This window comes from Parabacteroides goldsteinii (assembly GCF_020091425.1).
Lineage (GTDB): Bacteria > Bacteroidota > Bacteroidia > Bacteroidales > Tannerellaceae > Parabacteroides > Parabacteroides goldsteinii.
In genome coordinates, this window is the sequence record NZ_CP081906.1 from 6861533 (window position 1) to 6874233 (window position 12701).

The window sequence follows — 12701 nt, forward strand, 5'->3', positions numbered from 1 at the left end:
AATTGAGAATTGAGAATTGAAAATTATGGGAGAGAAGAAAGAGTATAAGATATTGTTTGTTTGTCTGGGGAATATTTGCCGTTCTCCGTCGGCGGAGGCTGTGATGAAGAAGCTGGTAAAAGATGCCGGCCTTGACAATTATATAGAAGTCGATTCGGCAGGTATCATGGGATACCATGAGGGAGAACGTGCCGACCAGCGGATGAGGGCGCATGCCTCCCGCCGGGGATATGTGCTGGATTCTATTTCCCGTCCGGTTCGTACGACTGACTTTTATGATTTTGATTTGATCATTGGAATGGACGACCGGAATATAGATGACCTGAAACGGAAAGCTCCCGATCTGGAATCAGTAGCTAAAATACATCAGATGACGGAATATTCCCGTAATAAGTTGTATGATCATGTCCCTGACCCGTATTATGGGGGCGCCTCCGGTTTTGAGTTGGTACTCGATTTGTTGGAAGACGCCTGTGGAGGATTGCTCGAAACTATTTCTTCAGGTCGGGATAACTGATACGGGTGTGGAACATTGTTTTCAGCTTGTCGACAAATACGCTTTTGATCGTCTCTACATCCCGGAACGTCAGCGGGGCACTTTTCAGTAATCCGTCTGCTATCTGTCCGTCAATAATTTTATCCACCAACTGTCTGATGCTTTCTTCCGTATGCTCTTTCAGGCTGCGGGAGGCGGCTTCAACGGAGTCTGCCATCATCAGCACGGCAGTCTCTTTCGAGAACGGGTTCGGTCCCGGATAAGTAAACGCCTTTTCGTCGATCTCTTTATCCGGATATTGGTTTTTGAATGAATTATAGAAATATTTAGCCTTTCCTAATCCGTGATGTGTACGGATGAAATCGACTACAGCCTTGGGTAACAATGCCTTTTCTGCAATCCTGACTCCATCGGTGACATGATTTATGATCACTTTGGCACTCTGGTCGAAAGTCAGTTGGCCGTGCGGATTCACGCTGCTTTGGTTTTCCGTGAAGAAAGCCGGGTTGGCCATCTTTCCTATATCATGATACATGGCTCCTGTACGGACCAGTTGGGCATTTGCTCCGATTTTTGCAGCGGCTTCCGATGCCAGGATAGAGACCTGCAAGGAATGCTGGAATGTTCCGGGAGATGTTTCCGACAACTTTTTAAGAATAGGTGTATTGATATTGGATAGTTCCACCAGCGTGATGCTCGATACATATCCGAATGTTTTTTCCAGCATATAAACCAGGATGTAAGTAAACATCAGCAGGATGAAATTGATACCGAAGTATAGAAGCATCAACCAGTTGATCTTGTTGAAGTCCGCCTCCTGATACAGGGCAAGGCTTATATAACATAACGTATAGGACATAAAGATCAGGAATGCGCAGCGAATCAGTTGCGAACGTTCCGACAGGTCTCTCAGACTGAATGTAACCACCATTCCGGCAATGATCTGTAACAGCAGGAACTCATGCGGGAAAGGTACCATCAGCGAACAGATCAGCACGATGACCAGATGCGTAAATAGGGCTGTACGCGAATCGAAGAAGGTCCGGACAACAATAGGCACGATCGCATAAGGCAGGATATAAACATTGAACAGCGCATAAGTGACGCATAACTCCGTTAATATGCAACTGACAAATATGCATAGAATAAGGAAAAGCGCATTCCGCCTGTTGTGCAATATCTTTAACCGGAAAGACCACAGGTATAACCAGAAACAGAAGATAATGCCGCAGACCAATACAAACTGCCCTCCGAGAATAATGCTTTGGCGTTGTGCTCCACCCGATTTGGTCTCGTGCACAATCTTCAACGAACGCAGTACATTATAGGTATGGTTATCAATAATCTCCCCCCTGTCTACAATACGTTCTCCGGCCTGTACCATACCGTTCGCCAGGGATACGCTCCGGAGCATATCGTCTTTTACTTTCTCTGACATCGCTTCATCATACGATATATTTTCCTTCAGATAGTTATTTATATCGCAGGATTGCAGGACCGATTTGTCTAGCCGCGGCGGACAGTTGTTTATGATAAACTCATAAGCCGTTTTTATGGTGAAAAAGTCACTGGCATATCGGGAATGAGCGATATTGTTCTCCAACAGATTGACACGCTCATAGTTATCCTTTTTCAGTTTTTCCTGTTCCTGTGATGAGATAATCCCGTTTTTATATAGGCTGATCAAACTATTTTCGATATAATGCATATAGGCAGGTGTCGCTTTCCGGTTCAGGCCATCGGTATAGGCGGCCCGTAATTTGTCGACTTCCGTGTTCTCGACAGTCGCATCCATACGGAAATACGGTTCGAAGTTTTTCAAAACACTATCTTTCTCGGCATCGACTTCTGCATCAGTCTTGTAGATAGGAAAATCGCTTGGAGCCGTCAGTAATCCGTACCTCCAGGGTTTACCTTCATAGAACTGGTAACGGAACTTTCCCTCGCGAGGAAAAAAGTAGGCGATCAGCAAAGATGCCACGATGAAATATACGGCTGGGTGTATACTATAGTTTTTTAGTTTCATAAGATTCTCATTTGAGGGCGAAATGTACATAAAAAAGTTTAGTAAGAGAAAAAAAAGGACTACTTTTGCCGCATTATTATAGAATGAAATAATTATGACTCAAAGGAAAGTTAGAGTCCGTTTTGCACCCAGCCCGACAGGGGCGCTGCATATCGGAGGTGTTCGTACAGCTTTATACAACTATTTATTTGCCAAACAGAATGGCGGAGATTTGATCTTACGTATTGAAGATACCGACTCTCAACGGTTTGTTCCGGGAGCGGAGGCTTATATTATTGAAGCGCTTACCTGGTTGGGTATCAAATTCGACGAAGGTGTGAACTTTGGTGGCGAATACGGTCCGTATCGTCAGAGCGAGCGAAAAGCTATTTACAGGCAATATGTCGACCAGTTGCTGAATGACGGTCTGGCTTATATTGCATTTGATACACCGGCTGAACTGGATGCCAAACGTCAGGAAATTGCCAATTTCCAGTATGATGCTTCCACCCGTTTGCAGATGCGTAACTCCCTGACACTTTCTGCTGAAGAGACAAAGGCGTTGATCGATGCCGGAAACCAGTATGTTGTCCGTATCAAGATCGAGCCGAACGAAGATATTCATGTGAATGATATTATCCGTGGTGAAGTGGTAATCAACTCTTCTATCCTGGATGATAAGGTATTATATAAATCGGCTGACCAGTTGCCTACATACCACCTGGCAAACATTGTCGATGACCACTTGATGGAAGTCACTCATGTGATCCGTGGCGAAGAGTGGTTGCCGAGCGCTCCCCTTCATGTATTGCTGTACCGTTATCTGGGTTGGGCAGATACGATGCCGCAGTTTGCCCACCTGGCTTTGTTATTGAAACCGGAAGGAAACGGTAAACTGAGCAAGCGTGACGGTGACCGTCTGGGATTCCCTGTATTCCCGTTGGAATGGCATGACCCTAAAACCGGTGATATCTCTTCAGGATACCGTGAAAGCGGTTACCTGCCGGAAGCGGTTGTTAACTTCCTGGCCCTGTTAGGATGGAATCCAGGTAACGATCAGGAAATCATGAGTATGGACGAACTGATCAACTATTTCGATCTTACCCGTTGCAGCAAGGCCGGTGCCAAGTTCGACTATGAAAAGGGAAAATGGTTCAACCACCAGTATATCCAGAAAAAAGACAATAAAGAAGTCGCAGCATTGTTCATGCCTATCCTTGAAAGCCACGGTATAAAAGCCGATCCGGCATATGTGGAGAAGGTTGTCGGCATGATGAAAGACCGTGTTTCTTTTATTAAGGAATTATGGGATGTTTGTGCATTCTTCTTTGTTGCTCCGACCGAATACGATGAGAAGACAACGAAAAAACGTTGGAAGGCCGATTCTGCTGCCCAGTTGGCAGAACTGATCGAAGTACTGCGCGTTCGTGAACCGTTCGATATCGAAGGAACGGAAGAAGAGGTGAAAGCCTGGATCGAAAGCAAAGGCTACCATTTGGGTAATATAATGAATGCTACCCGTTTGGCATTAGTCGGTGAAGGAAAAGGTCCTCATATATTTGATATTACAGAAGCATTAGGAAAAGAAGAATCTATTCGCCGTATCGAAAGAGCGATTGAAGTGCTTAAATAAGTTATGTATAGTCTGGCAATCCACTTTTACGCATTTATCATTGCGTTGATTTCTCCATTCCATAAGAAGGCCCGGATCATGCGTCTGGGGCAGTGGAAAACGAATTCCATTCTTCGTGAGAAGATCGACCGGAATGCAAAATATATCTGGTTTCATGCTTCTTCCCTGGGCGAGTTCGAACAGGGACGTCCGATGATGGAGAAGATCAAGGCGGAACATCCGGAGTATAAAATACTACTTACTTTCTTTTCCCCTTCGGGATATGAAGTCCGTAAGAATTATAACGGGGCAGATGTCATTTGCTATCTGCCCTTCGATACGCCTTACCGGGTGAAGAAATTCCTGAATCTGGCAAATCCTTCCATTGCTGTATTTATTAAATACGAGTTTTGGGGAAACTACCTGCAAGAGTTGAAGCATCGCAATATCCCGGTGTACATCATTTCATCCATATTCCGTCGCGATCAGTTGTTCTTCCAGTGGTTCGGTTATCCGTACCGGAAGATGCTTTATTGCTTTACCCATTTGTTTGTGCAGGATGACCGTTCGGCAGCTTTGCTGAAAGAGTTCGGGATAACGAATGTAACTGTTACGGGAGATACCCGTTTCGATCGGGTACTGGATGTCCGTAACCAGGCACGTGAGTTATCGCCAGTGGAACATTTTGTCTGTGAAGGAGGAAAGGAGAAAAGATTGACTCTTGTAGCCGGAAGTTCCTGGCCGCAGGATGAAGAGATTCTGATCCCTTATTTCAATGAGCATCCGGAGATGAAGCTGATCATCGCTCCGCACGAGATTCATCGCGAACATCTGATGTATATCGAGTCGTTGTTGAAACGTCCTTCCGTCCGTTTGTCGGATGTGTTTCATGACCAGTCTTTGGCGGAAGGTAAAGATTGTCTGATTGTCGACAGTTTCGGTTTATTGTCCTCTATCTACCGGTACGGAACGATCGCTTATATTGGTGGTGGTTTCGGAGCGGGTATTCATAACACGCTTGAGGCGGCAGTGTATGGCATCCCTGTTTTATTCGGTCCGAAATATCATAAATTCAAGGAAGCAAAAGACCTGATCAAGGTGGGAGGCGGCTTCTCCGTATCAGATAAACAATCTTTCTGCGAGAAGATGGATGAATTGCTGACCTATCATGAAGTGCTGGAAGCTGCGGGCGAAAGTGCCGGACAGTTTGTAAATGGCAATGCCGGGGCGACAGATAAGATATTACGAATAATAAAGTTGTAAAAAATATACCGATTGATCTGGTGTTTGATTTTAGGTTTATGCCGATAAGGAATTGGACACCAGTCAATCGGTATTTTGTTTTTTAGCCCCGAAGTCTCCGAATCCGGTGTATTCCACTTTCTTCCGATCGTCCGGGGCATAGCGCATTGTTGATGTTTCTAATGAATTGCGCTTCTTATCATTGGTCTATTCTGTTTCAGGAATTACTTCACCTACTTTCAGGGGAGTGATGTTGTTTTCTGCTCCCGGATATCCGATATTCTGATTGATGACTCCTCCGGTATTTGTCTTGATCGCATTTTCCGGAACGGGCCACAGTACATGATGTACACTCAGGCGATATTCGCCATAAGGGATAACGATACCTTTATTATAGAAGTTATTGTGCTTGATCACCCAGTCAAAATAGAAATTCACGCCTGCATCTTTGTTGTTTGTTCCGGTTCCACCTGGTCCTGAGAAATTATTCAGGGTATAGATACGTCCTCCGAAAGCCTCACATGCTTTGCCTGTTTTGGCATACAGATAGGATATACGGACCAGTTCTACATGGCGGTTCTCTTCATAATACAACTCACGGGCACGTTCAGCCAGTACTTCTGCTATACCGATCGTGCCGGTCAAAGGCTCTGCTCCGGCACGTGCACGGACGATATTCAGCATGGAGGCGGCGTTGGCATTGTCGCCTTTCCAGTAATAACATTCGGCCATCATCAGATAGGTTTCTGCTGAACGGTAGATGTACCAGGGTGTTTCGCCACCCTGAAGATCCTGGGTTTTCGTTGGGTCTGGGACAAACAGTTTATAATGCGGCCACATGTACCAGCAACGGATGGAGTCTGCCACGGAGATGTCGTTCGGACGAACCAGTTGCTGGCCATACCACGGGCTGTTGTTCTTCTTCAGGCTCGGCTCATTATACCGCAGGTCTTCCATTCGTTTCCAGCTGTCATGATTGTTCGGGCTGCGCAGGTCGTTCTTTTCCTTGTCGGTCCAGATCTCATACTGGAAATAATTCGTAGGACGACAGGTGCCGATGCCACGGCCGTAATTGGCATCATTGTCAATTTCCGTGTTTTTATCTTCGGAAGCAGGGACGATGGCTGTTCCTGATTTTCCGTCGGGTGTCTTGATCGCTGCCCCTTTTGCCCAGTAAGGGAGTCCGTTACGCATTGTATAAATACGTTTGTCTCCGGCTTCGACGATGTCGGGGTAGGCTACCACATACATGATGCCCTCTGTGTTGCTCATGTCTATTTTGGCTTCTACGCTATGTAGGTCATGCATTAAATTCGTATTGGGCTTGTTTTGGTTGGTCGTGAAGCGCTGTGTCATCAGCGGGTGCCGTGCGACGACTTCCTTTCCAACTTCGATGGCTCGGTCAAAGTCTCCCAATGACATGCATATTTTCATCAGTAACATACCGCAGGCATCTTTGTTGGCTCGGCCCCGGTCCATTTGTTCGGGTACCCATTGGTAAGCGAATTCCATATCTTTTTTACATTGCTCAAGAATACTCCAACGGTCATAGGAGTAAAAGTCGAGTTTCGGCCGGGTAATTTCTTCACTTAACCAGGGAACGTCTCCGAACTGGTGGGTGAGTTTATAGTAACGATAGGAGCGGTGGAAATAGGCTCCGCCCAGTACGGCATTTCGCTCCGCCTCATCCTTAAAAGTGGCGGCATCCAGACGGCTGATCACGATATTGGCGTACTTGATTCCTTTAAAACCTTCTGCCCAATACCAGCCGTTCTTGCCTTTCATATCATTCTTGGTTCGGGCAGGAAGCATCTCGTTATCGAAGTCCACCAACGAACCGCTTTCGTCGGTTTTCCCATGTACGGCAATATCTGCGGTGTACATTTCCGTCAGGATCGGAGCGCCGTCCGTAAAGAATTCGTGGCGCATATTACGTTCACAGGCAACCAGTGCCGAATACAAACCGGCAGCATCTACATAGGTGTTTTCGGGAGTATAAAAAGATAGCGGCTTCGGGTCGAGCCAACTGTCACTGCAGGAATTCAGTAAAGGTAAGGCTGCTAAGGCCAGTACCAGGTATTTTTTATTATTCTGATTCATAATCTTAATTCTTATGGGTTAATCAATGTTTATAAAGTAAAGTTTACACCGAAATTGACGGTTCTCAGCGTTGTGTCGCCGCCTTCCGGGTCTCCGAAAGTCCATCCTGTGATGACGAACGGGTTACGGACGGCAACGGAGAAACGCATGTTCTGTACGGAGAATCTTTTCAGGAAATTCTGCGGCACATTATATGACAGTGTGATGTTTTCCATACGCACGAATGTTTTCTTTACATAATTACTGCCGATGTTCTTGGAACCCAGGCGTCCGTAATCGTTCGTCGGATTATCTTTTGTCCAGCGCGGGATATCTACAACGGTGTAGCGGTCAAACATTCCTCCCGTATTGGCTGCCCGGTTGAAGGTTCCGTATTGCCCGATGTGCGAATACACCATAAAGGATAAATTGAAGTTCTTATAGAATGTGAACTCATTTCTCCAGGACCAGCGGAAGCGTGGAGTGGTGTAACCCTGGAATATTTTGTCATCATTATCCATTACCCCGTCGTTATTCTGGTCGATATATTTGAAATCACCCGGCTTATTTCCATATTTGGCAGCCTCTTCTTCTTCTCCGAGTTGCCAGACGCCGTCGCGTTCATAGTCCCAGATCTGATCCGTATCATGCCCGATAAACCATTTGTTTGCCAGGTCGTCTGCTTCTTTATAACCGATCACATTCCCGTCGGCATCCTTTATTTCTTCTTTGTCTCCGTACAGATGTTTGATCTTCCGCCGGTTGAAAGAGAAGGTCCCGCTCGAATTCCAGGAGAAGTTTCTGTTCTCTATCACATTGGCATTCAAGGTCAGTTCAAAACCGCGGTTGGTCAGTGTACCCAGGTTGGCCTTCACATTGTCATATCCTAAAATAGAGGGCAGGGAACGGTTAACCAGCAGGTCGTTGGTTTCGGCCATGTAGGTTTCCATGCTACCGCTCAGTCTGTCACCGCACACAGAGAAGTCGATACCTATATTATAAGAGGCAGTACGTTCCCATTTCAATGTATTGTTCGGCATACGGTTGATGTATATCTGGGAGGTAACATACACATTTCCGTTCTGGTCGATATAGGGATGCAGTCCGGAGTTGAGGGAAGCCAATGCATCATATTGACCGATATCCCTGTTCCCGTTCTGTCCCCAGGAGAAACGGAGTTTTCCGTAATTCAGCCAGCTGCCCGATGCCTCCATGAATTTTTCGGAAGTAAAGACCCATCCTAAAGCCACGGCAGGGAATGTGGCACGCGGATTCATTTGCCCGAAAGCGGAATAACCGTCACGGCGTACCGAGGCTGTGATCAGATACTTATCCTTGAAAGAGTAGAATATACGTCCCATCAGCGCATCCCCCGTTTTATAAGTATCGTTACTGGAAACGGATGGAATGGCTCCTGCTCCGATGTTATGATATCCCAGTACGTCGCTCGGGGTAAATTGCTGGTTCTTGGCTACCGTTTGCCACCATTGTCCTTTTTCCGCATTGAACAGGAATGTTGCTTCTACACGGTGATCCTTTCCGAACTCCTGTTTCCAGCGTACAATATGGTCAAGCAGCCAGTTGAACGTTTTCTCGTTTTTACGTTCCGACTTGCCGCCTTCCCCGGCCCATTCGGGATGCTGGGACGATTCATGGTTCATGTATTCGTACCAATGGTAACGGGGAGTAAAATTCATTTGATATTCCAGGCCGAAGGGTAGTTTCAGGATGGCATACAAATTGGCATTGAAATCATGGTTTATATCGCGTCTGTCACGGTACAGGTTGTCAAAGAACGGATTTTTTGTATTGTTGTCGCCGGAGGGATACATCCGGTACGGACTATCCAGGTTGTCAATTTCATTAGTCGTGTAAGGCGAATTATGTTCACGCTGGTCGACATCAGCTGCCAGATAACCGCCGATACGGGTTGCGAACTGGGAATTCAGTCCGACAGTAAGAAAAGAAGTAACCTTTGATTCCAGATTCAGTCGTGAGCGGAAGTTCCGGTAGCGGTCGCCGGTTTTTACTCCTTCACGGTCGGCATATCCTAACGACCAGTAATAAGAGAAATTATCCGTACTATTGGAAATACTGGTGGTATAATCCTGTTGTAGGCCGGTCTGATAAACAATGTCATCCCAATTGGTTTCCACGCCGTTCAGATAATTTTCAATCTCGATGTTCTGTAGATTCAGACGGGTCAGCCAGGTCGTGACCAGTGTCTTGTCATCAGGCAGGGCTGAACCCGGATTTTTCTGATCGTAATTATACCATGTCAATGGATCGATTCCCATCGATGACAAGGTTCGCGGGTCGGCATATTTGCCGGGTTGTGCGGTTAACTCGTCTTGTGATAACAAGCCTTCTGCATATTCCTGACGGAAAGCCAGGAAGCCTGCTCCGTCGACAGTCTTAGGCAGTCGGGAATTATGTACCAGGCCGACATTGGCATTAAAAGTGATAACCGGCTTGCCCGTATTCCCCTTTTTTGTCGTAATGGCAATAACGCCATTAGCTGCTTTGGCCCCATAGACAGCGACTGAACTGGCATCTTTCAGAACATCGATGCTTTCGACATCCATGGCATTGATATCCTGCATGGAACCGTCGTAAATGACACCATCCAGTACGATCAGGGGAGCCGAACCTGCGCTTAATGTGTTTTTCCCTCGTATCTGCAGGTCGGCTGTACCGGCTGCATCGGTAGACATACTGATGGATAAACCGGCTGCACTGGCACGTAGCAGGTCCTGGACAGACCGTGGAGCTTCTGCTTCCATTTTTTCTGCTTTTACACGGGAAATAGCACCAGTCAGGTCTTTTTTCTTAGCCGTGCCGTAACCGATAACCAGTACTTCGTCCAGTTCTTCGGTGTCTTCTTTTAGCGTGATTGTGAGCATTTCCTGGCTGACGATAGGAATTTCCTCCGTTACATAACCGATATAAGAGCATACTAATACCGGCTTTTTCCCAGATACATTCAGACTGAACATTCCGTCACTACCGGTTATGGTCCCATTGGTCTTTCCTTTTTCCATAACATTCACACCGATAAGTGCTTCTCCTGAATGATCTTTTACAATACCTTTAACGGTAGTTCTTTGCGCATAGGCCTGACAGATAAACATCCCTGATAAGAATAGTATCAAGGCGAACCGATGAAAAAAACTGAGAACATGATTTTTCATACAAATACTAATACTAGATATCCATCAATCCCCAAGTGGATGGTTATACAAATAAAAGAGGCGTGAGGATTGTTGATTATATCTGGTTTAGAGGCCTTCGACTGCCCGAACAATGAATATAAACAACAACTCACGCCCTTTTATTTATATATCCATAAAGACATTACATATAACAATGCCTATGAACAGATATAACAAGGAAAGGTACGTGAGCGTTCTGTTGTCTATTATCCCATTGTTCTGAAATTGTCGAAGTTTCTAAACCAAGATAATATCTTTAAAACGCTTCCGTAATCAATAAAATGTACCGACCAATAACGCTTTACCAGTGTGTACGGCAACAAATGTATGGAGAAGTGTTGAATAAAGCAAATAAAAACGAAAAAGTTTTTCATTAGATGATGTCATAATATTCTGAGCTACTGCATCAAAATGATGGTTAATCCCTATTAAATGGTGTTATATTCAAGATTAGAAATAAATGAACCTGTCATTTGTCATATATAAACAGCAAGAAGAATAATGGCAAATGACAAATAGCATTGCAAATAAAAAGTCCATTTGCAATGCTTCATTATCCTTATTAGCAGTGAGTTACACCGGTATATTGCAAATAACAAATAGAATGTTGAAAACTTTGTGTATAAAGGATGTTTTTATCATGCCCCCTTCTTTAAACTATTGCTATCCTCCAGTCTTACTAAATCATAGCCTATAACAAACTAATAGTTAACTCCCGACTCTGAATAATTACCCTGTACAGGATAACTGACCAGCCTGTACACCTTGGCGAATTAACCTGTACACCTTAATCGGTTACCCTGTACACCCTGGCAATAATGAGTCCTTACTTGTCAATTAGTTAGTAGGGAGGAATAAATTAGTATCCCTGCTTTCGCCGGTTAGTTTGTGATTGTATCCTCCGATGATGTAATAAACATTTAGAATATGGGAAATAGGGGATGGAGTCGATGGGGCATTCCAATAAAAAGATAATTGTTGTAAGGATGATAAGTAATAAAAACGTTTGAATAATTGTGTCTTCTTTCGAAATGTAGTAAATTTGTATAGGTACAAAAAGAACAGGAAATGACTATATTTGATGAATATAAGACATACACTGGTGATACATCAATCTCGTCATCCTTGCTTTGGGAATATGACTTGTCTCATTTTGATTGGTGGAAATCAAGAAAAGTAGTAGTTCAACGTGTCATAGAGAGGGGATGGCTAAAGGATTTTTATGCTGCATTTAAATTGTATGGCGGTATAGAAGGATTTAGGGAAATAATAAAAGAAGTTCCCAATTTGTCGTCCCGGGATATGAATTTTGTCTGTATTGCCTTTAATCTTAAAAAAGAAGAACTAAAATGTTACACACGGAAACTGTTGCGAGATCAACTCTTGAACTCTTAAAAATGCTGGAAAGTGAAAGTGTGATGTCAAATTTTAATTTGGCAGGGGGAACTTCTTTGGCCTTATATTTAGGTCATAGAATCAGTGTTGATCTGGTTCTTTTTACACCGGAATCATTTGATGCAGGGAAACTAGAAATATTCCTTCGTGATAAATATGGTTTCCGTACTGACTTCATGGAAAAAAATACGTTGAAGGGAACTATAGACGGTGTTAAGATAGACTGCATCACCCATCCCTATAGCTATCTTGAAAAGCCATACACCGAGTCTGATATAAGATTGTATAGTATGGAGGATATCGTAGCCATGAAACTTTCAGCTATTGCCGATAATGGTTCGCGGCTAAAAGATTTTATTGATATAGCTTTCCTTTCCACTCGCTTTCCTTTTAATTTAATGCTGAGATTGTATGAGCGTAAATTTCCCGGATCAAATCTCATTAGACCTTTCAAAGCTATTACTTATTTTGAAGACATAGATTTTGAAGAAGATATTGTTATGTTGAATGGTAAATATGATTGGAAACTCATTGAAAGGAGACTGATTGATATGACTCAAATTCAAAATAAAGTTTTTGAGTTGTTTCCGCTCTCTTAGTTTATGTCTCATATGTAGGTTTGCAGAATGGAAAAGTTCGAGGTGTAGTCCTAATATTCTT

General features: G+C 44.3%; 8 protein-coding genes. 5 read left to right on the top strand and 3 right to left on the bottom strand.

Going from position 1 to position 12701, the window contains the following annotated elements; translation table 11 throughout:
- Positions 1-25: 25 nt before the first annotated feature.
- The gene (locus K6V26_RS28240; RefSeq protein ID WP_122329206.1) at positions 26-517 is read left to right on the top strand and encodes a low molecular weight protein-tyrosine-phosphatase; all 492 of its coding nucleotides are present in this window, start codon (positions 26-28) and stop codon (positions 515-517) included.
- Here K6V26_RS28240 and K6V26_RS28245 read toward each other — a convergent pair.
- Positions 492-2522 carry an HD family phosphohydrolase gene (locus tag K6V26_RS28245; protein WP_044245737.1) on the bottom strand — a complete coding sequence of 677 codons (2031 nt, stop codon included), beginning with the start codon at positions 2520-2522 and terminating at the stop codon, positions 492-494. The two genes, K6V26_RS28240 and K6V26_RS28245, sit on opposite strands and share 26 nt — an antisense overlap.
- A gap of 94 nt (positions 2523-2616) precedes the next feature.
- Between K6V26_RS28245 and gltX the strand changes: the two genes are divergently transcribed.
- Entirely contained in the window at positions 2617-4134 is a 1518-nt protein-coding gene (gene gltX, locus K6V26_RS28250) for a glutamate--tRNA ligase (RefSeq protein WP_007654238.1), read from the top strand.
- A gap of 3 nt (positions 4135-4137) precedes the next feature.
- On the top strand, positions 4138-5376 hold the full coding sequence (locus K6V26_RS28255) for a 3-deoxy-D-manno-octulosonic acid transferase (RefSeq protein ID WP_046147910.1): 1239 nt from the start codon (positions 4138-4140) through the stop codon (positions 5374-5376).
- 186 nt (positions 5377-5562) lie between these two features.
- Here K6V26_RS28255 and K6V26_RS28260 read toward each other — a convergent pair whose 3' ends face one another.
- Both K6V26_RS28260 and K6V26_RS28265 read right to left on the bottom strand, forming a co-directional pair.
- Complete coding sequence (locus K6V26_RS28260) at positions 5563-7455, bottom strand: RagB/SusD family nutrient uptake outer membrane protein (RefSeq protein ID WP_129699032.1); 1893 nt, start codon at positions 7453-7455, stop codon at positions 5563-5565.
- 29 nt (positions 7456-7484) lie between these two features.
- Positions 7485-10625: a SusC/RagA family TonB-linked outer membrane protein gene (locus K6V26_RS28265; protein ID WP_317197514.1), complete on the bottom strand. Its 3141-nt coding sequence runs from the start codon at positions 10623-10625 to the stop codon at positions 7485-7487.
- 1089 nt (positions 10626-11714) lie between these two features.
- Between K6V26_RS28265 and K6V26_RS28270 the strand changes: the two genes are divergently transcribed.
- Both K6V26_RS28270 and K6V26_RS28275 read left to right on the top strand, forming a co-directional pair.
- The gene (locus K6V26_RS28270) at positions 11715-12041 is read left to right on the top strand and encodes a DUF6922 domain-containing protein (protein WP_007654232.1); all 327 of its coding nucleotides are present in this window, start codon (positions 11715-11717) and stop codon (positions 12039-12041) included.
- Entirely contained in the window at positions 11996-12640 is a 645-nt protein-coding gene (locus K6V26_RS28275) for a nucleotidyl transferase AbiEii/AbiGii toxin family protein (RefSeq protein WP_224264385.1), read from the top strand. Before K6V26_RS28270 ends, K6V26_RS28275 begins: the two co-directional genes overlap by 46 nt.
- The last annotated feature ends 61 nt before the right edge of the window (positions 12641-12701 follow it).

Coding starts and splice junctions, on each gene's coding strand:
- K6V26_RS28240 (WP_122329206.1), top strand. CDS start 26: ATGGGAGAGAAGAAAGAGTATAAGATATTGTTTGTTTGTCTGGGGAAT.
- K6V26_RS28245 (WP_044245737.1), bottom strand. CDS start 2,522: ATGAAACTAAAAAACTATAGTATACACCCAGCCGTATATTTCATCGTG.
- gltX (WP_007654238.1), top strand. CDS start 2,617: ATGACTCAAAGGAAAGTTAGAGTCCGTTTTGCACCCAGCCCGACAGGG.
- K6V26_RS28255 (WP_046147910.1), top strand. CDS start 4,138: ATGTATAGTCTGGCAATCCACTTTTACGCATTTATCATTGCGTTGATT.
- K6V26_RS28260 (WP_129699032.1), bottom strand. CDS start 7,455: ATGAATCAGAATAATAAAAAATACCTGGTACTGGCCTTAGCAGCCTTA.
- K6V26_RS28265 (WP_317197514.1), bottom strand. CDS start 10,625: ATGAAAAATCATGTTCTCAGTTTTTTTCATCGGTTCGCCTTGATACTA.
- K6V26_RS28270 (WP_007654232.1), top strand. CDS start 11,715: ATGACTATATTTGATGAATATAAGACATACACTGGTGATACATCAATC.
- K6V26_RS28275 (WP_224264385.1), top strand. CDS start 11,996: ATGTTACACACGGAAACTGTTGCGAGATCAACTCTTGAACTCTTAAAA.